This is a genomic window from Pedobacter aquatilis (assembly GCF_030409415.1).
GTDB classification, from domain to species: domain Bacteria; phylum Bacteroidota; class Bacteroidia; order Sphingobacteriales; family Sphingobacteriaceae; genus Pedobacter; species Pedobacter aquatilis.
Genome location: NZ_JAUFPW010000011.1, coordinates 171,841 through 192,431, shown reverse-complemented (window position 1 = coordinate 192,431; position 20,591 = coordinate 171,841). Strand labels below are relative to the sequence as shown.

General features: G+C 32.6%; 19 protein-coding genes. 10 read left to right on the top strand and 9 right to left on the bottom strand.

Annotated features, from left to right (window positions below; genetic code table 11):
- Positions 1-190 precede the first annotated feature (190 nt).
- From QWY86_RS03945 to QWY86_RS03935, 3 genes are all read right to left on the bottom strand, one after another.
- Entirely contained in the window at positions 191-919 is a 729-nt protein-coding gene (locus tag QWY86_RS03945) for a LytR/AlgR family response regulator transcription factor (RefSeq protein ID WP_290238994.1), read from the bottom strand.
- Positions 920-1,068: 149 nt separating this feature from the next.
- Complete coding sequence (locus QWY86_RS03940; RefSeq protein ID WP_290238993.1) at positions 1,069-2,148, bottom strand: sensor histidine kinase; 1,080 nt, start codon at positions 2,146-2,148, stop codon at positions 1,069-1,071.
- A gap of 5 nt (positions 2,149-2,153) precedes the next feature.
- On the bottom strand, positions 2,154-2,903 hold the full coding sequence (locus tag QWY86_RS03935; RefSeq protein WP_290238991.1) for a LytR/AlgR family response regulator transcription factor: 750 nt from the start codon (positions 2,901-2,903) through the stop codon (positions 2,154-2,156).
- Between the two features lie 396 nt (positions 2,904-3,299).
- Here QWY86_RS03935 and QWY86_RS03930 point away from each other — a divergent pair, with 396 nt between their 5' ends.
- Together QWY86_RS03930 and idi are read left to right on the top strand one after the other, a co-directional pair.
- Positions 3,300-4,136 (top strand): phytoene/squalene synthase family protein, encoded by an 837-nt coding sequence (locus tag QWY86_RS03930; protein WP_290238988.1) that lies wholly within the window; start codon positions 3,300-3,302, stop codon positions 4,134-4,136.
- 37 nt (positions 4,137-4,173) lie between these two features.
- Complete coding sequence (gene idi / locus QWY86_RS03925; RefSeq protein ID WP_290238987.1) at positions 4,174-4,683, top strand: isopentenyl-diphosphate Delta-isomerase; 510 nt, start codon at positions 4,174-4,176, stop codon at positions 4,681-4,683.
- A 204-nt stretch (positions 4,684-4,887) separates the two neighbouring features.
- Here the strand turns inward: idi and QWY86_RS03920 are convergent, their stop codons facing one another.
- Positions 4,888-5,268 (bottom strand): hypothetical protein, encoded by a 381-nt coding sequence (locus QWY86_RS03920; RefSeq protein ID WP_290238985.1) that lies wholly within the window; start codon positions 5,266-5,268, stop codon positions 4,888-4,890.
- A 99-nt stretch (positions 5,269-5,367) separates the two neighbouring features.
- Between QWY86_RS03920 and QWY86_RS03915 the strand changes: the two genes are divergently transcribed.
- The 5 genes from QWY86_RS03915 to QWY86_RS03895 all read left to right on the top strand — a co-directional run bounded on the left by QWY86_RS03915 (position 5,368) and on the right by QWY86_RS03895 (position 9,272).
- Entirely contained in the window at positions 5,368-5,565 is a 198-nt protein-coding gene (locus QWY86_RS03915; protein ID WP_290238983.1) for a hypothetical protein, read from the top strand.
- A 95-nt stretch (positions 5,566-5,660) separates the two neighbouring features.
- Complete coding sequence (locus QWY86_RS03910; protein WP_290238980.1) at positions 5,661-6,452, top strand: HipA family kinase; 792 nt, start codon at positions 5,661-5,663, stop codon at positions 6,450-6,452.
- Positions 6,430-6,813, top strand: a complete 384-nt coding sequence (locus tag QWY86_RS03905; protein ID WP_290238979.1) for a DUF3037 domain-containing protein — start codon at positions 6,430-6,432, stop codon at positions 6,811-6,813. Before QWY86_RS03910 ends, QWY86_RS03905 begins: the two co-directional genes overlap by 23 nt.
- 39 nt (positions 6,814-6,852) lie before the next feature.
- Positions 6,853-8,760 carry an AAA domain-containing protein gene (locus QWY86_RS03900; RefSeq protein ID WP_290238977.1) on the top strand — a complete coding sequence of 636 codons (1,908 nt, stop codon included), beginning with the start codon at positions 6,853-6,855 and terminating at the stop codon, positions 8,758-8,760.
- Positions 8,761-8,915: 155 nt separating this feature from the next.
- Positions 8,916-9,272, top strand: a complete 357-nt coding sequence (locus QWY86_RS03895) for a response regulator (RefSeq protein ID WP_290238975.1) — start codon at positions 8,916-8,918, stop codon at positions 9,270-9,272.
- An 8-nt stretch (positions 9,273-9,280) separates the two neighbouring features.
- On the opposite strand, the gene QWY86_RS03890 is transcribed toward QWY86_RS03895, so the two are convergent.
- A complete protein-coding gene (locus QWY86_RS03890) occupies positions 9,281-11,137 on the bottom strand; it encodes a DNA topoisomerase 3 (protein WP_290238973.1) in 1,857 nt (618 codons plus the stop codon).
- Positions 11,138-11,329: 192 nt separating this feature from the next.
- On the opposite strand from QWY86_RS03890, the gene QWY86_RS03885 reads away from it, so the two are divergent.
- Positions 11,330-11,770, top strand: coding sequence for a hypothetical protein (locus QWY86_RS03885; protein ID WP_290238971.1), 441 nt, complete (start codon positions 11,330-11,332; stop codon positions 11,768-11,770).
- Here the strand turns inward: QWY86_RS03885 and QWY86_RS03880 are convergent.
- From QWY86_RS03880 to QWY86_RS03870, 3 genes are all read right to left on the bottom strand, one after another.
- Entirely contained in the window at positions 11,767-12,555 is a 789-nt protein-coding gene (locus QWY86_RS03880; RefSeq protein WP_290238969.1) for a murein L,D-transpeptidase catalytic domain family protein, read from the bottom strand. The two genes, QWY86_RS03885 and QWY86_RS03880, sit on opposite strands and share 4 nt — an antisense overlap.
- Positions 12,556-12,839: 284 nt before the next feature.
- On the bottom strand, positions 12,840-14,747 hold the full coding sequence (locus QWY86_RS03875) for a DUF3857 domain-containing protein (RefSeq protein ID WP_290238967.1): 1,908 nt from the start codon (positions 14,745-14,747) through the stop codon (positions 12,840-12,842).
- Positions 14,747-16,720, bottom strand: a complete 1,974-nt coding sequence (locus QWY86_RS03870; RefSeq protein ID WP_290238965.1) for a DUF3858 domain-containing protein — start codon at positions 16,718-16,720, stop codon at positions 14,747-14,749. The genes QWY86_RS03875 and QWY86_RS03870 overlap by 1 nt, the downstream gene beginning before the upstream one ends.
- Before the next feature lie 168 nt (positions 16,721-16,888).
- Between QWY86_RS03870 and QWY86_RS03865 the strand changes: the two genes are divergently transcribed.
- Together QWY86_RS03865 and QWY86_RS03860 are read left to right on the top strand one after the other, a co-directional pair.
- Positions 16,889-17,833 (top strand): 3'-5' exonuclease, encoded by a 945-nt coding sequence (locus tag QWY86_RS03865; RefSeq protein ID WP_290238963.1) that lies wholly within the window; start codon positions 16,889-16,891, stop codon positions 17,831-17,833.
- A gap of 65 nt (positions 17,834-17,898) precedes the next feature.
- Entirely contained in the window at positions 17,899-19,755 is a 1,857-nt protein-coding gene (locus QWY86_RS03860) for a M1 family metallopeptidase (RefSeq protein WP_290238960.1), read from the top strand.
- Here QWY86_RS03860 and QWY86_RS03855 read toward each other — a convergent pair.
- Positions 19,752-20,591 (bottom strand): hypothetical protein, encoded by an 840-nt coding sequence (locus QWY86_RS03855; RefSeq protein ID WP_290238957.1) that lies wholly within the window; start codon positions 20,589-20,591, stop codon positions 19,752-19,754. The genes QWY86_RS03860 and QWY86_RS03855 overlap by 4 nt on opposite strands.

Sequence of the window (20,591 nt, the reverse complement as noted above, 5' to 3'; positions counted from 1 at the left end):
TGATATATACTCTTTGGAAAAACAACACAGAATTTATTGAAAACTACAAAAGTGGTAGCCTCGATCCGAAAATCGAGACTACGCAAGATAGTTCAGTAGCTGAACTTCTTTAGAATACAAAAATACTTTTTTGTCTAAATATTTGGAATTTATAACAGTACCTTTTTTTATGGTTTTAATGGAATAAAAATTAGTTTTGCTGCATAAGATTTTGCTTAACAAACAGTACAAAAGATTCTTTGTATTTGCTTGCTAAAGAAGTTGAAAGTCCTCCTTTTAACACGATTTGGTCGCCTAAAAAACTTTTTATATGTAATTTAGATATGATTGCCGATGAATTAACCTGAATAAAGGTTGGATGCTTACGAAGCAATTCTAAAATTTTACTAAAATTCAGTTTAAAACTCATGTAATTTCCATTAATAGTTCTGAAATAAACCATTTCATTTATTTGTTCAAACATAACAAGCTCATTAAAAACAATTTCAACTGCTTCAGAAGTGTTTTCTCTTAACTGTACAGAAAATGATTCTTCAAGCAATTCTTCACCTATTGGGTTTTCGTTAGGGTAAAGGTTATTTATTGCCTCAGAAAAATGAATTAATGAATAAGGTTTAAGTAAATATCCATCTGCGGCAACATTAAAAGCATCCAAAGCATATCTTGGATGCGCTGTAGTAAAAATTAAATGTTTAGTTTTTTTCCTAAGTAATTTGGCTAATTCTATCCCTGATAAAGCGGGCATTTCAATATCCATAAAAATAATATCGACTGTTTCTGCCGAAGAAATATCTGTTAATGCTTGTACAGGGTCTGTAAAGCTTTTTACAAGCTGCAAATCGGGAATTTTAACCAAATAGGAATTAAGGTTTTCTATTGAATTTGGATCATCATCTATCGCAATACAATTAATCGGCATATAAGAGGTTTTTGAGATTTTAATTTAAATTATGTTTTTCTACAATTATTCAATCTTTGGTTAAGAATTAAGATTGCATAAATTTAAGCCCCTTCATGTGAGAATTAAATATCGTTGGTGCTAATTTATGAATTATCTTTTTATATTTTCTACTTTTTTATGGTCACTTCAATATTAAAGTGTTCATTATCATCGGTGTAGCTTTTGATATTTGCATTTAAACCATAAGTATAATGTAAACGCTTGGTAATATTATCCATTCCAGTTCCAGAGCGTTTATCTTGCTGTAACTTGGGTTTAATTAAATTTTTTGTTTTTAACTGTAAGCTATTTTCTTTTTTAATTATTGATATTTCTCCCGCCTGCTCTGATTTAGATAAATCTCCGTGTTTAAATATATTTTCAACAAGCGTAGTTAATACCATTGGAATAATTTGCTCTGATTTAACTTCATCATCATACCAAATTCTTATTTGTAAAGTATGATTGTTTCTTAGCTGATGTAAATTAATTAAATTTTCTGCCTGTTCAATTTCATCTCCAAGAAGTACAAATTCGTCTTTATACTTGCTATCTGCTGCATACCGCATCATTTCTGATAATGCTACAATTGTTTCTGCCGCAACAGGAGCTTTATCTTTTGCGTTTTGATAAATAAAATCTAAAGTGTTAAACAATAAATGGGGATGAATTTGTGCTCTCAAAAATGCATTTTCTGATTTAGCGAGTTGAATAATATTATGCAACTTTTGCTGCTCCAGATTTTCAGTTTTCTTCCTTTCTTTAAAAAAAGTAACCAAAAAATAATAGGCTGTTCCGAATACTATAAAATAAAGTGCTCTGATTAATCCTCCCAAGAAAAAAGTTCTGTTTATTTCTATTTCCTTATTTATAATAATGTGTGTAAATCTGTTAACATAGTTGTATGCAACATACATCACTAATAAAAAAGCAATTGTTTCTAAAATTAAAAAAAGTGGCACTTTCCAAATAGCCGATTTTAAATTTTCTAAGCCATATTTTAACACCAAATTGGCATGGCAGTAAAATATTCCAATATTTATTATATAGTGAAATATATAACTTCCTGGTGCACCAAATTTACCCGCATAAAGGCCAACAACAACAATTTCATAAAATATAAATACTGTCCAAAAAATAAAATGATACTTATTGGAAACAACCCATTTCCATAGAAATGGGTTTTTGTAGAGCGAATTTTCTGACATTAATTTTAAGATCTCCCGGTTTTAATTGTCTTTTCTTTGATGTAAGCCAATATTTCTTCGCGATAATTATTGCCTAAATTTACTTGCAAATTATTCGTCATTTTTAAGGTATAGCCTTCTAATTTTTTAATGTGATTTTTTGAAATTATGAAAGACCGATGCGCTTGTAAAAAATTAGGTTTCTCCTTTAAAATTAATTTTATTTCAGATAAACCAATATATGCTACAATATTTTCATCTGGAGTATATATTCTAACATAGTTTTGTAAACTCTCTACCGCAATAATAGAGTTGTATCTAACTTTTATCAGGTTATTGTTATCGTTCTTATTTCTGATAAAGAAATAATCTTCTTCTATTTTGTGATTGGTATTAGGAACTGTATTGGTTGATGGATAGAGCCGTGAAATTGCTTCAGCAAAACGAGCAAATGTATATGGTTTTAATAGATATGCACTGGCTAACATTTCAAAAGCTTCATAAGCGTATTTGCTATGAGAAGTTGTAAATATAAGCTTATCCGTTTTGTGTCTGATGGATTTAGATAATTCAATACCTGAAATAAGAGGCATATCAACATCCATAAATATAATATCTACATCCGGCCCTGCAATTATTTCATTAAGCGCTTTCAATGGGTCGGTGTAAACTTCTACTAATTGTAGGTTATTTAACGATTTTATATATGTTTTTATTCCCTCAACAGCGAGAAGATCATCTTCAACAACAATACATTTTAATTTAATATTTGGCATCGGCATAAACAGTCGCAAATTAACTTATACTTAACTAAAAATAAAAAATAATCCATTCGTAGTGTAAAAATATATTTCAGTAAAGGATAAACTTATGTTGGTGTAGAATTTTAAAGTATTGATTTTATAAAATGATACAAACTTTCACTATATTTTTCGATAAATACCAATATTTAAAAGATATGTAATAAATTATGCTGCCTGAAAAACCAATTTCGAACTTATTGGTTTACAATTGTGGAATGTTGCTTAAACTGAATAACTTCAATATTTTAGAATTTTTTGAAAGCTTCAATGGAAATTATTGATATTTTTATTGAAAATTGTTTAAAGAATTTTTGTGCAATTAATAATGAATCTTAAACAGCTTATTTACACATAAAAATTCTCCTCTATATGAAGTTAATGTTCGATCAGGTTTCGTCAAAATGTAGCAAGCTCACTACCCGAAGCTACAGTACAAGTTTTTCTTTTGGCATTTATTTTCTTAATAATCAACTCCGAATGCCAATTTATGGCATTTACGGATTTGTTCGTTTAGCTGATGAAATTGTAGATAGTTTCCACGATTATGATAAAAGGTTTTTGCTGGATAAATTTTCAGCAGATACTTTTGAGGCTATTGAACTTGGTATAAGCCTAAATCCGATTTTAAATTCATTTCAAAAAGTTGTGAACCAATATGGCATTGATAAAGAATTAATATCTCTTTTTCTAAATAGCATGCGAATGGATTTACAAGAAAATGTTTACACTCCAGAACTATATAATGAATATATTTTAGGCTCAGCAGAAGTAGTTGGCTTAATGTGTTTAAAGGTTTTTACTAATGGCGATAATAATGAATACGAGCAACTAAAGCCTTACGCCATGAAACTTGGTTCTGTTTTTCAAAAGGTAAATTTTTTACGCGATTTGAAAGATGACCACAATGGGCTAAACAGAACTTATTTTCCAAATGTTAATTTGGCTGCATTTTGCGATAACCAAAAACGCGAAATCGAGCGTGAAATTGAAATTGAATTTAATGAAGCTTTAGCTGGGATTAAAATGCTGCCGAAATCATCAAGAATAGGCGTGTATTTATCTTACATCTATTACAGGAAACTTTTTTCGAAAATTAAGAGTTTAACAGCCGAAAAAATTATGACCGAAAGAATAAGAATATCAAATCCACGTAAAATTGGATTAATGTTCGATTGCGTAATCAGGCACAAGTTAAATGCAATATAATATTAACCTTATATCCCTAATTTAAACATCTCATTTAATGGAAGAAGAAGTTATACTTGTTGATACCTTCGATATACCAATAGGAAAAATGGAGAAGTTGGAAGCTCACGTAAAGGGGCTTCTTCACCGTGCTTTTTCCGTTTTTATTTTTAACTCAAAGAATGAGTTACTTCTTCAACAACGTGCTAAAGATAAATACCATTCTTCTGGACTTTGGACAAACACTTGCTGTAGCCACCCACGTTGGGGTGAAAGTAATTTGGATGCTGCCATAAGAAGATTAAAAGAGGAGATGGGAATGCAATGTGATTTACGTTATGGTTTCAACTTTATTTATAAAAGTGAATTTGAAGATGGCTTAATTGAACATGAACTCGACCATGTATTTTTTGGAATATCTGATGAACTTCCAATCATTAACAAAACTGAAGTTGAAAGTTTTCGTTATTTAAGTCTGGCTGAACTTCAAAACGAAATTAAAAACAATCCAACAAACTATACAACCTGGTTAAAAATCTGCCTTGAACGAGTAATAGAAGCTGTTTAAGTTGTTCTAAACAAAAAACGGGCATACAACTTTCGTCGTATACCCGCATCTAAATTAACGCTCTCGAGGACAAAGATAGAGTTAGTTATGATATTATCTAATTTTTTAACGATTATCTTTACATTTTTTTTAATTTTATTACTCAGGGCTGATGTTATTGCTTAAATGGCAAAATTATGTTTTGCTTGAAAAAGAAGCAATAACCTATTTTTCATTAAATTCAGACTCTTCTTTTGCAGCTCTGATTTTTTCTTTTTTAAGGTCAATTCTAATTAAATTATACAAACTCATATAAACATTAGCAATCCAAATTATACTGAAACCCGAAATTAAATAGCCACGCCAATCATCATATAATAAAGTAAATTTTGTAATTATTAGCAGCAATATGGTTACATAATGGCTAAAACAATACTCGCACGTAAAAACGTAAAAGAATTTTCTCTTATACAGTTTGTTGCAGCTTTTTGAGCGGTCAACGCAAAATTCTCTTGCTTCTCTAAAAATTTCCTCTTTGGTAACTGTCCAGGCAATGCATGCAACAGGAATTGCCAATACAAATAAATGATAAATATGCGTTTCCATAAAATAGTAAATACTTAAGCTATATTAACTTTAACGTTATGGTAAATGTTTGTATAAACTTTATTGATTATCAAATGTTTATTAACAAATCTTTAAATAATGGATAGAGCAGAAATACAATCTCTACTTGAGGTTATCGAACAACAGGTTAGTTCATCAATTCTTGGAGGTATGGATGAACAGTACGAAGAACTGGAATTTCTTGGGTACATTAGCATTAATAGAGAAGCTGTACAATGGTCGGCAACGATTACGCCTGCAGGTTCAGATTTTCTTCATAATCATATAAATTCCTAAAACCCTAAACGGTAGTAATCATTAATCTGTTTTTAGTTTAATTCTTTTAAATTTGAGGCTTGCTAATGCTATTTAATTAGCTTAGAATCTCAATTATGAATGATATTAATTTAAGAAGCGTTAATGTAACTCGATATGTAACGCCTTTGCGAGAAGGCGGATCCATGCCGGCAATTGCAGAAGCTGATGATGATTTTCTCTATGTACTAAAATTTAAAGGTGCAGGACAAGGTTCGAGGGCTTTAATTGCCGAGTTAATTGGTGGTGAAATAGCGAGGATTTTAGGCTTCAACATGCCCGAATTAGTTTTTGCAAATTTGGATGAAGCGTTTGGTCGAACTGAACCCGATGAAGAAATTCAAGATTTATTAAAGGCAAGTGTTGGATTAAATTTAGCATTACATTACCTTTCTGGCGCAATAACATTTGATCCAACAGTTACTAAAGTTGATGCTAAATTATCTTCGCAAATTGTTTGGCTGGATTCTCTTTTAACCAATATGGATAGAACTTGCCGTAATACAAATATGTTATTATGGCACCAAGAATTGTGGTTGATAGATCATGGTGCTTCTTTATATTTTCATCACTCTTGGCAAAATTGGGAAGAGCAGGCAAAAAAACCATTTGTGCTCATTAAAGACCATGTATTACTTCCTTGGGCCGAGAATTTAGAGGAAGTTGATCGAGAATTCAAATCAATAATAAAGCCAGAACATTTCCAGAAAATTGTTTCAATTATACCTGATGAATGGTTAGAAGGAGAAAATGTTTTTGAAACAAAAGATGAACATAGGCAAGCATATGCCAAGTTTTTAGAAATTAGGTTAGCTCATTCGGATATATTTTTAAAAGAAGCACAGCATGCAAGAGAAATTCTTATTTGAGTATGCCGTTATTCGAGTTATGCCCAGGGTAGAACGCGAAGAATTTTTGAATGTGGGTGTCATTTTATATTGTGCGAAACAAAAATTCTTAAAAAGTATTTTCACAATTGATCAAGAAAAATTGAAGATATTTTCTCCGGAAACCGATATTATAGACATTAAAGAAAATCTTTTAGCCTTACAAAAAATAAGTTTAGGTGGCGAAGGTTCGGGAACGATTGGTTGCTATGACATTGCATCGAGATTCCGTTGGTTAACTGCTACAAGAAGTACGGTTGTACAATGCTCAAAAGTACATCCTGGTTTTTGTTCAGATGCCCAAGAAACATTAATTAAATTGCACCAGCAATTAGTTCTTTAATAATTTATTTATAGAACGACGACATTAAAAAAACTAAAATTGCTTAAAGAATATTTCACAAAACAGCTTGAATTGCTTCAAATTGAGCAAAAGGCAGATCACGAAGCTTATTTAAAACTTACAGAAAATAGTTCTGCTGCCGATAGGCGAAATTTAGGATTAACCTGGTACCCAATTTCAATCCGCAACACGGAAATTGGGAGAGGAGAGTATCTAAATATCGAAATTGAAAGAACAACTCATAAGGATTTGTCTCAGCAGTTCCGTTTCGGATCATCTGTTGTAATCTTCTCCAATCATAATCCAAAAGATGATAGAATTGAAGGCGTAATCAGTCATTTAAGTCGCGATAAGATGAAAATCAGTTTAAAATTGGATGAATTGCCAGATTGGACAAAAGATGGAAAGCTTGGTGTAGATTTGTTGTTTGATAATAATAGTTATGATGAAATGCGGAATGCCTTAAAAACTGCTGGTTCAATTATCGAAGATGAAGGCAAAAATAGTCTCATTAAAATTTTAATTGGTCATAAAACACCTTCATTTAAAACTTTAGATTGTAATTTTAAATCTGAAAAGCTGAACAATTCTCAGATAGCTGCCGTTAACAAAATATTATCGGCTAATGAGTTGGCAATTGTTCATGGTCCGCCAGGAACTGGTAAAACAACAACCCTTGTTGAAGCTATTAAAGCTGTTAGTAAATTAGAAAAGCAGAAAATATTAGTTGTTGCTCCGAGTAATACTGCTGTAGATTTACTTACCGAAAAATTAGCCGAAAGCGGATTAAATATTGTTAGAGTTGGAAATCCGGCAAGGGTTTCTGAACATTTAATGCATGCAACGCTGGATTATAAAATGTCGGTTCATGCGGAAATGAAAAGTATTAAAGCTTTAAGGAAACAGGCGGCAGAATATAAAAACATGGCGCATAAATATAAGCGCAGTTTTGGTAGGGCAGAGCGAGAGCAGCGAAAAGCGTTATTTGATGAGGCACATAAAATTGGCAGAGAGATAGAAAACTCAGAAAAATACATCATTGAAAACATATTTGCCAACACCGAAATTATTACAGCAACATTAGTTGGATCGAATCATTACACAGTCAAAAATTTAAAATACAGCACAGTTTTTATAGATGAAGCCGGACAAGCCTTAGAACCCGCTTGCTGGATACCAATATTAAAAGCTGACAAAGTTATTCTAGCAGGAGATCATTTCCAGCTTTCGCCTACAATAAAATCTAATGAGGCTGCTGAAAAGGGTCTGAGTAAAACATTACTCGAAAAATCTGTTGAATTAAATAGAGATTATGTTACGCTTCTACAAGAACAATATAGAATGAACACTCAAATTATGGGTTATTCATCAAAGGTTTTTTATGAAAATAAGCTCCAGGCTCATTTTTCTGTTGCTAACCATCAGATTGCAGAAGATGAGCCGCCAGTAATGTTTATTGATACTTCGGGTTGCAGTTTTGATGAAAAAGCTGATGGTACAAGTACAACAAATCCAGATGAAGCAACATTTGCTCTAAATCATTTAACCGCATTAATAGAAAAATTGAAATTAGGCAATATGAATTTGCCAACATTTGGCATTATTTCTCCCTACAAGCAACAAGTCTATCTCCTAAAAGAATTGCTACAAAACAATGAAATTTTGGTCGATAATGCGCACAAAATATCAGTTAATACGATTGATAGTTTCCAAGGCCAGGAAAGAGATGTAATTTATATCAGCCTCACTAGAAGTAATAACGACGGTATTATTGGCTTTCTATCCGATATTAGAAGGATGAATGTTGCCATGACAAGAGCAAGAAAAAAGCTTGTTGTTATTGGTGATGGAAGTACTCTATCAAGATTTTCTTTTTATAATGATTTTATAAAGTATGCTGAAGATTTAAATGGCTATCACAGCGCCTGGGAATTTATGTCGGTTTAATAATAATTGTATATTTTGTCCGTAAATCAATAAAATTGTTATTTTTGGTTATCATCCCATACTAGCAAATTTTGCATTAATTTTTAAGGTAAAATAGCATATCTACTGCTTGTATGAGCGGTGTTTTTTCTTTAAATCATCATACCTAATTTAGAATGCGAGGAAACATAAAGATTTTAATTGCCGACGATACAGAGTTAATGCGATTGGTTATGCGTGGTTTCTTTAAAAAACTTTTAATAAATCCTCATATTTTCGAAACTGAAAACCTTTTAGATACGCACCAACAATTAAAAGAAGAAAAATTCGATCTTTTACTGCTGGATATTAATATGCCAAATGGTGATAGCAGTCCAAATACTGTTATAGAATTAAAAATGGAATATCCAGATCTGGTTATAGTAATGTTTACCGGTAATGATAAAAAAACTTTAGAGGCTGAGTACAAAGCTGCTGGAGCATTTGGTTTTATACAAAAAGATGAAAATATGAATGTTTCAACTAGGAAATAATAAAAGAACTATTTGGCTAAACTTTCAACTTTTTGCTCTTCAATTTTTCCTGAAATTGTAGCTCCTGCTATTAAAAGTTCTGTGGTAATGGTTTTGGTATACTCCTGTATTTCTTCCTTAAAGTCTTTAACAGATGCACCAGAACGGATTTCTTCCAATCTTTTTTCCCATTGTCCTGTAAGTTCTGCTTGCGCAATACGCTTATCTTTCACTACTTCATAAACAGCTAAACCCTTATTTGTAGGTATTAAATTTCGCTTCTCCCTGCTAATATAATCTCTGGTTATTAAGGTTTCAATTATTGAAGCTCTTGTTGCAGGTGTACCCAAACCACTATCTTTCATTGCATATCTAAGTTCCTCATCTTCAATTTCTTTACCAGATGTTTCTAAAGCTTTTAATAAAGATGCTTCATTGTACATTGCCTTTGGTTTGGTCTGCTTCTCTAATAATGTCTTTTCAACGATTGGTAATGTTTCACCAACAGCAACTTTTGGCAATGCGGCGTTATCTTCATCCTTTTTATCGTCTTCGGTTTCATTAAAAACAGAACGCCATCCAGCTGAACGAATTACTGTGCCGTTTGCTAAAAAAGTAGTGGCAGATTGTATGGTTATTTTTGTTATTTCCTTTAAACATTCCTGATGAAAGGCTTCAATCATCCTTCCAACAACCATATCATAAATTGCCTGCTTATCAGCACTTAAGCCGTACGCTTCTTCGCCAGTTGGCAATATAGCGTGGTGATCGGTTACTTTCTTTGCATTTACACTACGCTTATTTAAACTTGTAGTTTGCAAAAAAGTGGCTTGTTTACCAAAGTCCGGATGATTAATGAACTTCGAAATTAAATTCGGTACGCCTGCAAAAACATCGTCGCCAATATATCTGCTTCCGGTACGTGGATAGGAAACCAATTTACTTTCGTATAAATTTTGTAGAAGATTAAGTGTTTGGTCGGCTGTGAAACCTTTTTTCTTATTGGCTTCTTGTTGTAAAGAACTTAAATCGTGTAAAAGCGGTGGTGGTTCTTTTCTTGGTTTAGCTTCAACGGCAGTAATATTTCCTCCGTTAGGAAAACCAGCAGGCACATCTTCAACTAAATTAAAAACAGCTTCAGCTTCTGTTTTATCTTTATAATTACTTGTTGAAATTGCTTTAAATGTTTGCTCATCTTTAGTAAGTTGAATGCTTATCTGAAAGTAAGTTTGCGGAACAAAATTCTTAATTTCTAAAAAGCGGGCGCAAATCATAGCCAGAGTAGGGGTTTGCACACGACCCAAAGAAAGTACTGTTCTGTTTCCGGCAGAAATACTCAAAGCTTGCGTTGCATTCATACCCACCAACCAATCAGATTCTGACCTGCAATGTGCTGAATTAAATAGCGTATCGTAATCGGTACCTGGCTTTAAATTTCTAAAGCCATCTTTAATCGCTTCATCAGTTTGGGATGAAATCCACAATCGCTTAAAAGGTTTTTTGCACTTTAAGTAATAATAGATATATCTGAAAATCAATTCACCCTCACGTCCAGCATCCGTTGCAACAATTATTTCCGATGCTTCATCAAAAAGTTTTTTGATGGTATCTAATTGTTTTCTAACTGCCGGGTCTTCAATAAAGCCATCTTTTGTTTTATTTTTTCTAACCGCAAGTTTAAACTTGGCAGGCAACATTGGTAAATGTTGTTTTCTCCAGCCAATAAAGCCATAATCTTGTGGCGGTGCTAATTGTAATAAATGCCCAAAAGCCCAGGTAAATGAATAACCTTTTCCTTCAATGTATCCATCTTTTCTGGTTGTTGCGCCAAAAACTTTAGCTAACTCTCTACCAACCGATGGTTTTTCTGCAATTACAATTTTCATTAAAAGCTTTAGTGTTTTGAACCCCAAAGATGATTAAAAATATGCTGCCAGTAAGTAAAAAATTATGCACAATTACGCTTCACTTTGCAAATTGTGCTGCTAATGAAAATAAATTAATTGATAATCAGCATATATCTGAATTTATATTAACAATTTTAGTTTTCAACTGTCTAACATTAACAGTTAGATAAAATGGATAAATTTTACGAGATAGATAATTATAGAATTAAGGTTTCACTTGATGATGGTTTAATCCGTTTAAAGAGCGATAAGGCGCTTTGGTTATATCTTGATGGTGGATCGATTTCACAAACATTAAAACTTGTTAGATTTATAAAAACCGATTACGAAGCCACTTTTGAAAAACAGCTAAACATATCAGATAATTCTTTGACTGTAGAAATATGGGCACATGTTTACAGTCATTATTTTGGGTTGTTACTCAACAAATATAATAATATCAAATGGCTAAAAAAGATATTGCTAAAGGGTATTGAAAGAGCTGAAATTATAGATTGTGGCGAAAAATATAAAGATACGAACCGCTGGTTTTGGGATTTAATTTCTGGTTTAAAACGGCAAATTTCCTGGTTTTTACCCAAAAATATTGGCAATGAAAAATTAATTTCTTAATCAAAATTCGAAGCTAAAACATCTGCTTGCTGGTTAAGCGCCACATTTGCAGCAAGCGTTTCATCTAAATACCTGGAATTATAGTTTTGGTTTGTATTATTAATAAATAAAACGGTTTTATCAGATATAACATTGATTACTTTATCTACAAGTTTTGATGAAACGGCAGGGCAGCCCTGACTTCTTCCTAAACGACCTAATTGGTTAATACTTGCCTGACTAACATAATCCGCACCATGCAAAACAATTGCCCGCTCTCTTGCATTATTATTAAAGCCATAATCAACACCATCAAGTTTTAGCGAGCGACCATGCTTACCATAATAAGTTTCTCCGGTGATGTAAAAACCTAAGCTACTGGCATTTGAGTTCTTTGTGTTCGAAAAATAATTCGGTTTATCATCACCGCTATTTAAACCATGAGCGACCCAGGTGTTTAAAATCAATTCTCTTTTTTCTATATCGATAATATAAAGTCTCCGATTGCGGCTTTCCTGATCAAAATCAGCAATAGTTAAAATGGATTTAGAATGCAATAAACCCGAATGTTTAAGGTTATAAAACCCTGTTAATGCCTTTTCGAATACATTTATGTTTAAACCTATCGAATCGAGGTGAACTTCATGATAAAGGTTTTCGATATGCTCATTGTAAAGGCTATCGCTTGATAAAACCTGAGTTATCGATTGATTCTTTTGCGGATGCTCAACCGCTTTCCAACCTGTTCCAATAATGCCTATACCTATCAAAAGGAATAAGGCCACGCCCACCAATCTTTTTCTCATTAAGGGAATATTTGTATGATTCTGAATTACTTATACGCTCCTTTTCGATAAATATTGTAACAGCGGCGATACAAAATTCATACTAGTTCCTTAATGACAATTCTTTGATATTGATAATTTGATTGAGAGATAAATATTAAGATGCTTATATGAGGCAATTGTTTAACTTTGAAAACAGATGCCGAATCAAGATAAAGACTATTCATTCTGGACAAAATATAAGCGTTTTGCCACTACAGAAATCCTTATGTACTTAATTATGATTATTGGAATTAGCCTTGGAATTATCTTTTTAAGCTAAGAATAAGTTTATATCTATCTGCTGTATAAACTTCAGTTATAAAATTATAAAACTCTGCATAAGCATCAGGCGGAAATGTTCCTTCATTAATAACAAGTTTCCGGTAGTAATTTAACTTCTTTCCTTCTAAAGTTACTTTAGTTATGTATTCACCAAATTGATTTTTGATTTTTTTATCATTATTCGGAATTGCGGTAGTTAAAAGCCCGTCAGGTAGATTGTATGTGATGCTATCCTCATCAGTAAAGCCTCTATCTAAATAAAGTGATTTCGTTCGGGTTTTAGTTTCAGCTATGCTTTCTTTGATGTTAAAAGCATTGGGTATCAGAAATAATTTATCATTATTAACAAAGGCATATTTATTGATGCTAACATCTAATTCTTCGGTTATTTGGGGAGCGAGACTTTTGTTTTGAATATAAGTTATCTTGTTAAAATTAATGTTATCAATATTATAAGCATCAGCTAAAAGCTTCTGTTGTTCTGGAAATGATTTACCAATAATGTGTTCGCTGTTATCGTACTGTGCTCCAGAAAATATCGTTTTTATATTTCCCTTAACATCTCCGTTTGGAAGAATAGATAAATTTGCAGTTCTATGTTGCTTATTTTCTTGTGTACTGAGTTTTGGTGTTTTTAATAACTTTCCTCCATTAGCTGTGCATGCTAAAACTAATCTATCATCGGTAAAATCACTCAAAAAACCGAACGGAATTTTTTGATTGGTGCACTCTAACCAGGTGGTATCTCCTTTTAAAGGCATACATAAAATAATATGATTTCCTTGCACCATACTTGCGTAGTTTGCATCGAAACTCTTTTTGCGGCTTCCTGCTTCAACTACACAATAATAAGATTCGATACCGGCAACACTAAGCAAGCTTTGAGTATAATTAACCAAAGCCTTACAATCACCATAACCTAGTCTATCCACTTCTGACGCTGCTACAGGTTGATTACCACCAATGCCAATTTGAACACTTATATATCGTGTTTTATTTTGCATGTATTGATAGATTTTTCTCGCCTTATCTTTATCATCAATATCATTCTTTACTAAATCTTTAATCGCCTCAATAGTACCTTGTGGGAGCGCAGAACGTCCTTTTAATAAATTACTATAAATCCATTTACCCAATTCATCCCAATTATTATAAGTGCCTTTGTAATTATAAAAAGCAAAATCTTTTGGTGCAATTTTTACACTGGTTTCGTAAGTATCTCTATCCGGACTGTAAGGTTCCGGTTTAACAGCGGCTATATTTTTAACAGCCCAAACATAAGTTTTTTGCTTATCTGTTTTAGTTTCTAACGGATTACCTGGATAGTTTTGAGCCTTAATTCTTAATTCATCCATTAGGTTACAAATAAATGTGTAGCTGCTTTGCTCAACTGAAACATCATTAGCTGGTTTTGGATTCCAATCTGGAATTACAAGATTTTGTTTATGCTTAATTTCATAGTTATAAACCACAGTATAAGGATAAACACTTTCATTAGGCAAAAAATGCTTAACTCTATTATCTACAAACAGAGAAAATCCATCGGCTGCACTTTCATCTGTAAAATTACTCTGATTGAATTTGCCTGTTAGCTTACCTGCAGCATTGTAAACTTCTCCTTTTAAACTTTTTATTGTTATGCTTTTATCATAAAATAAAACTAATCTGGCTGCGTTTTCTCCGTTTTTATTTAAAACTGTTATTGCTTGTTTTACGGTTTGTGTAACATTATCTATGGCAAGCATATTAACAGTTGTTTCTTCGTTCCTTATTATTGCATTGGCACGGTTCTTTAAACTCGCTGGAATTAAATCTGCATTGTAAGTGTCTTGCGCATATACATGAACAAAAGTTACGCAGAGCGATAAAAGGATAAAAGCAAATTTCATTAGTTTGTTTTTTTAAGTAAAAGTTCAGCCTTTTGGTTTTGAATTATTTTACTATAAAATTCTTTTAAATATGGATACTCTTCTGGAATGTAACTAGCTTTATTAAATTGCATGATTTGACTAAACGAAATCATATTATCTTCGATTCCGGTTTTTAGCAAATATTTGCCACCTGTATTTGGTAAACCAATTGCTAAATCCTTAGGTTTATCCTTTAATTCATACTTGCCAGGAAGTTCGATATTAATTAAAATTCTTTGGTCTGATGTTGCGCCCAAATCGACCGGATAAGTTCTCGAAGTTAAGTTAAATGGGTTTTTAGTAATTGGATTTATAAAAAACGGATTAAAGTAAAGCTCATCTTTATCAGCATTTAGCAGGGGTGCAAATTCTATATCGTAAATTTCGGTAAGCGTTTTTTCTACACTATCAACATTCTTAATTTCGTGTTTAAGAATTTTTATTTTAGACATTGATTCATCTAATTTTTCTACATACTCATCAACACCACTATTTTTTATAATCGCATTTCGTTTATTAAATGCATCATAACCAGTGCTATGGGTTGTAATTGTGCCAGTAATTACACCATCGACATTTAGCTTTCCCTGCAAGATATAGCTGGTTGATGATTTTTGCGATGCGGTTAAATCAATCCAATAAGATGGCTTTTTTAGGTTTACTACTCGACCCTGATCGTTAATACACCGTAGCGGTAATAAGCCAAATGGCAATAAAGGTTCGGTTGCATCAAGCAAATAGCTTTTATCGCCAATGTTAACTTTAGCAACCAGGTAATTAAAATCGCTTATAATAGGAAATAATTTATTTACGGTCCCGTTATCTCTGGTTGATATTATAACAGCTTCAGCATCAAGATTTGCGGTAGAAAGTGCCGAAATCAAGTTTAAGTTTATATCCGCTACGTTACCCGAGCGTAGATCTAACGCTTTTTTGATATTATCTTCGCTGTATTTACCATAATATCTATTCCACTTTATTTGATTTTTAACATAGTTATAAATTGCTTTGGCTTTAGATAAATCATCAGTTGCAGATTTTAAAATCGAGGGGAGCAAGTCTTTATAAACATCTTTTCGCTTCATTTGAGAACCGAAACTTTTATCACTTGTTAATTCGTAATCTACATCTCGCCAGCTTTTAGTGTAATTAATTTTAGCACCTGTTGTAGTAATCTGGTCTGAAAGCTCAAAATATATTGCAGATTTAAAATTGCTAGCCGCAGTCATAAAATCTTCTTCTACAAAAGCGGGTACATCTTTCATAATGTACCAAATTTTCGAACAATCTATTGGCGTTCCATTAACTCTTAAGCATTCTTTAGAAATTTCACTTTTTGTATCGCTTAGTTTTTGAAATCCCCGTAGCGATACATTATAGTTGTAAATGGCTGGAATATAGATTAAATATTCGCTGTAAACCTTGGGAATATCTGATTGAAACTCCCATGTTTTAAAGTTGAATAAATTTGGCGATTCTAACTTATAGCTGTACTCAATTATAGAACCATCCTTTATGTTTGGTAAGGTGAATTTTGTAAGCATGGTATATTTCGATCTGCTTTCAGAAAAAATGGCCTTTTTATCCATTATTGTTTCTACAAACTTTCCATTTTCATAATTAAATGTTGAGGCTTTAATTGAGCTAATCATTTCTTCTCTGCTACCATCTTTGTAAGAAGGAATTACAATATTAGCTTGGTCATAGCCATCTTTATTGTAGATTTTAATTTTGACATGATATTCAAAAAAAAGTTCGGTACTATTTGTTCTATCACTTATTTGAATAGATGTTGTTCCAAACTCTTTTAGTACAACTGCATTGGCAGAACTATCGATTTTATTTTTGTCAAAATTGTTATCATCATGCGTAATTCTGCCAAATTCAAAATTTTGTGCAGTACAATAAATAGAACAGAAAGAAGCGATAAATAATAATAGAAGTCTACGCATTGAGTTTGGTTAATTTTGCTGCAATTTAATTTTAAGGGGCAACATTTAGAAATAAATGTTAATTAATTTTTAAAATTATAAATGCTTTTTAAAAAACAAACCAAACCTTTTTAGCACTTTTGATTTAGAAACGTATGGGTGCTATAAATGCGCCAAAATTATATCAGAATGAAATTAAATTTAAAGCGTCCGCTAGCATTTTTTGATTTAGAAGCAACCGGAATAAATGTTGGTGCCGATAGAATAGTAGAAATAGCAATTTTAAAAGCTATGCCAGAAGGCGATGAAATTGTAAAAACTTGGCGTGTTAATCCGGAAATGCCAATTCCGCTACAAACTTCTTTAATACATGGAATTTACGATGAAGATATTGCAGGTGAACCAACTTTCAGCGAGCTAGCGAAAGAAATTGCAGAATTTATAGGGGAAAGCGATTTAGCAGGATACAATTCAAACAAGTTTGATATTCCGATGCTTTTGGAAGAGTTTTTACGTGCCGATGTTGATTTTGATATGAGCAACCGCAAATTTGTTGATGTTCAGAACATATTTCACCAGATGGAACAAAGAACTTTAAAGGCGGCATACAAATTTTATTGTAATGAGGATTTGGTAAATGCCCACGCTGCCGAAGCTGATGTTATTGCAACATACAAAGTTTTGCTAGGCCAGTTGGATATGTATCAGGATAAAGAATTTGAAGATAAACAGGGCGTAAAATCTAAACCTGTTGTAAATGATGTCGATGCGTTGCACACCTTTACCAACATTAATAAACTTGTAGATTTTGCTGGCAGAATGGTTTACAATGATAAAAACGAAGTGTGCTTTAATTTTGGTAAACATAAGGGTAAAACTACCGAACAAGTTTTTAGCATCGAACCAAGTTATTATGCCTGGATGAAGAATGGAGATTTCCCGCTTTATACCAAGAAAAAACTTGATGAGGAATGGGCAAAATTTAATGCCAAGAAAAACGAGAATAGGGCGCCGCGTCCACAGAATAATCAAGGAAATAAACCTCAGTTCGACAAACCAAAACCTCAGGAAAAACCTGCTCAGCCTATTAATAATGATATGCTTGACCAGTTGAAAATGAAGTTTGGAAAATAAACTCAAAGTTAAAAGTCAAAAGTTTAGAGTAAACAGGCACCATGTGTCTTAAATTGCTTTGCATTATGAATTTTTTAAAAATAACGATCCTTTTTCTACTAGCCGGAACCCTTGCGAATGCGCAAACTCAGCTTCCGATTGAGCCAGTTTTTCAAAAAACTTATCAAAAGGAAACCCGGAGTACAGACGGAAAACCTGGTAAGAAGTATTGGCAAAATACATCTAATTATAACCTGAAAGTTAATTTTAATCCGATAACGAGATTGCTTAATGGAAAGGTTGATGTTGTTTATACAAATAACAGCCCCGATACGTTAAAAACGATATGGTTTAAGTTGTACCCAAATCTTTATAAAAAAGGCGTTTCTCATAAAGCAAAAATTGCCGAATCAGATTTAGGCGAAGGTGTTAAAATTGAAAGTTTAGCCGCAAACGGGAAAAACATTGGCGATTTTAATATTGATGGAACCAACATGACTGTAAACGTACCAACAGTAATGCCCGGTAAAACTATAAATTTCACCATTTCTTACAATTATATTTTAAACAAAGGCTCCCATATGCGCACCGGGCAAGTTGATGAAGGTTCGCACTTTATTGCATATTTTTTTCCTAGAATTGCTGTTTATGATGATGTTGACGGCTGGAATAAATACCCTTATACCGGTTCAGAAGAGTTTTACAACGATTTTGATAATTTCAATGCTGAAATTACCGTTCCGGGTAATTTTGGTGTTTGGGCAACTGGCGATTTAAAAAATGCTTCTGAAGTCTTTCAAAAACATATCGTTTCAAAAATTTCATCAGCAGAAAAAAATGATGCGGTAATTGATGTTATTACTGAAAAGGATTTAGCCGAAAAAAAAGTAACGCAAAACAAAGCTTTTAATACATTTAAGTATTCTGCAAAAAATGTTACGGATTTTGTTTTCGCACTAAGCGACCATTATCTATGGAAATCATCAAGTTTGGTGGTAGATTCTGCAACTAAGAGAAGAACCAGGGTAGATGCGGTTTTCAATCCTAAACATAAGGATTTTTACGAGGTGATTGATTTTGCCCGTAAAACGGTTGATGCAATGAGTTTTAAGTTTCCAAAATGGCCTTTTCCATACAACCACGAAACTGTTTTTGATGGTTTAGACCAAATGGAATACCCAATGATGGTAAATGATAATCCGGTAGATAACCGCGAAGATGCCATCACCTTAACCGACCACGAAATTTTCCACACGATGTTTCCATTTTATATGGGTATAAATGAAACAAAATATGGGTGGATGGATGAAGGTTGGGCAACGATAGGCGAGTGGTTAATTTCACCCATGATAGATTCTACAATTGTTGATGAGTATGGAATCCAACCGACTGCATCCAGTTCTGGCGGAAGAGATGATACGTCAATTATGACTTTAACGCCTGATTTAAAAGGCTCTGGCTCATTTACAAATTCTTATCCAAAACCAGCGCTCGCTTATTTATATGTAAAGGATTATTTGGGTGATGAATTGTTTACCAAGGCTTTACATTATTATATTAAAAATTGGAATGGTAAACACCCCATGCCTTACGATTTCTTTAACAGCATGAATGAGGGAAGCGGTAAAGATTTGAATTGGTTTTGGAAACGTTGGTTTTTTGAAGGTGGGGTAACCGATATGGCTATAAAATCAGCCGTTAAAACAACTGATGGTTATACTATTGTAATTGAAAATAAAGGTAAGCCTCTGCCAATAGATTTAACCTTAACTTTTGATGATGGTTCTGTAGAAAAAAATCACAGCACAATTTCCGTTTGGGAAAAAGGAAGTAGTCAAACAACAATTGATATTAAAACGACAAAGAGGCTAAAAAAGATTGTGATGGGAAATCCGCACACGCCTGATAAAGCTAAGTCTGACAATAGTTTTTCGGTGAATTAATATTTTGTTCTAATTGGATAATAGGGCTTTTTAATCACACCCTCATCACTAAAATAACCATTTAAATTAGGTTCTTTCAAAATCTTCTTTAAAGTGGTTTTTTTTGTGTTTAAATATACATAGTTCTGAATAAGCCTAATACCATGACTGTAATCAACCCATGTGTTACTATGTTTGTTATATACCGGTTGAATTGCTTTGTAATTGGATTTATGCCAACCGTAAATGACAACCCTGGGTGATGTTTCCCCATAAATTTTGTTTGATATAATGATATCTTTTTTGTGACCTGCTGTTAGAGCACCTTCTTTGTGTTTAATGATGAATGGCTTAAGTTGTTTTTTAATAGAATCATTATGAGCAACAAAAATTGGTACAGTAGACATAGCGCTTGTCGGTGCAATTGGTTGTGGATTTAATTTTATACTTGCTAAAGCATAAATCAAATCAGTAATTTGTTTAGTGGGTAAGCTACATTTAGTTAAGTTGGCTACTTTTTGAGCAAGCATTGGTGTCATCGGTACATAAAAGAAATCATCATCACTTCCAATAGAAAAGTAATCTGGTAAAACATAATAAGTCAATTTATTTTCGTCATGCGAGAAAATTTTTACCATTGGCGTTAATTTTCTCAAAAACTCTGGAACATTACCTCTTTTTATTTCTTTATAGATTATCTTTTCTCTTTCTTTTAAACTTAAAGAACTATCAGAAATGCTCAGTGCGAAAGCACTACCAACAACTGCATTGGCTTTTCTCTTCTTTAATTTTAAAGTTTGTGCACTAACAATATGAATTGATAAGGAAAGTATAATAAAGAATAAAAGCTTATTCAT

What these genes read in the sequence shown, in the direction of transcription:
- QWY86_RS03945 (WP_290238994.1), bottom strand. Translation starts at nt 919, where the DNA reads ATGCCGATTAATTGTATTGCGATAGATGATGATCCAAATTCAATAGAA.
- QWY86_RS03940 (WP_290238993.1), bottom strand. Translation starts at nt 2,148, where the DNA reads ATGTCAGAAAATTCGCTCTACAAAAACCCATTTCTATGGAAATGGGTT.
- QWY86_RS03935 (WP_290238991.1), bottom strand. Translation starts at nt 2,903, where the DNA reads ATGCCAAATATTAAATTAAAATGTATTGTTGTTGAAGATGATCTTCTC.
- QWY86_RS03930 (WP_290238988.1), top strand. Translation starts at nt 3,300, where the DNA reads ATGAAGTTAATGTTCGATCAGGTTTCGTCAAAATGTAGCAAGCTCACT.
- idi (WP_290238987.1), top strand. Translation starts at nt 4,174, where the DNA reads ATGGAAGAAGAAGTTATACTTGTTGATACCTTCGATATACCAATAGGA.
- QWY86_RS03920 (WP_290238985.1), bottom strand. Translation starts at nt 5,268, where the DNA reads ATGGAAACGCATATTTATCATTTATTTGTATTGGCAATTCCTGTTGCA.
- QWY86_RS03915 (WP_290238983.1), top strand. Translation starts at nt 5,368, where the DNA reads ATGGATAGAGCAGAAATACAATCTCTACTTGAGGTTATCGAACAACAG.
- QWY86_RS03910 (WP_290238980.1), top strand. Translation starts at nt 5,661, where the DNA reads ATGAATGATATTAATTTAAGAAGCGTTAATGTAACTCGATATGTAACG.
- QWY86_RS03905 (WP_290238979.1), top strand. Translation starts at nt 6,430, where the DNA reads ATGCAAGAGAAATTCTTATTTGAGTATGCCGTTATTCGAGTTATGCCC.
- QWY86_RS03895 (WP_290238975.1), top strand. Translation starts at nt 8,916, where the DNA reads ATGCGAGGAAACATAAAGATTTTAATTGCCGACGATACAGAGTTAATG.
- QWY86_RS03890 (WP_290238973.1), bottom strand. Translation starts at nt 11,137, where the DNA reads ATGAAAATTGTAATTGCAGAAAAACCATCGGTTGGTAGAGAGTTAGCT.
- QWY86_RS03885 (WP_290238971.1), top strand. Translation starts at nt 11,330, where the DNA reads ATGGATAAATTTTACGAGATAGATAATTATAGAATTAAGGTTTCACTT.
- QWY86_RS03880 (WP_290238969.1), bottom strand. Translation starts at nt 12,555, where the DNA reads ATGAGAAAAAGATTGGTGGGCGTGGCCTTATTCCTTTTGATAGGTATA.
- QWY86_RS03875 (WP_290238967.1), bottom strand. Translation starts at nt 14,747, where the DNA reads ATGAAATTTGCTTTTATCCTTTTATCGCTCTGCGTAACTTTTGTTCAT.
- QWY86_RS03870 (WP_290238965.1), bottom strand. Translation starts at nt 16,720, where the DNA reads ATGCGTAGACTTCTATTATTATTTATCGCTTCTTTCTGTTCTATTTAT.
- QWY86_RS03865 (WP_290238963.1), top strand. Translation starts at nt 16,889, where the DNA reads ATGAAATTAAATTTAAAGCGTCCGCTAGCATTTTTTGATTTAGAAGCA.
- QWY86_RS03860 (WP_290238960.1), top strand. Translation starts at nt 17,899, where the DNA reads ATGAATTTTTTAAAAATAACGATCCTTTTTCTACTAGCCGGAACCCTT.
- QWY86_RS03855 (WP_290238957.1), bottom strand. Translation starts at nt 20,591, where the DNA reads ATGAATAAGCTTTTATTCTTTATTATACTTTCCTTATCAATTCATATT.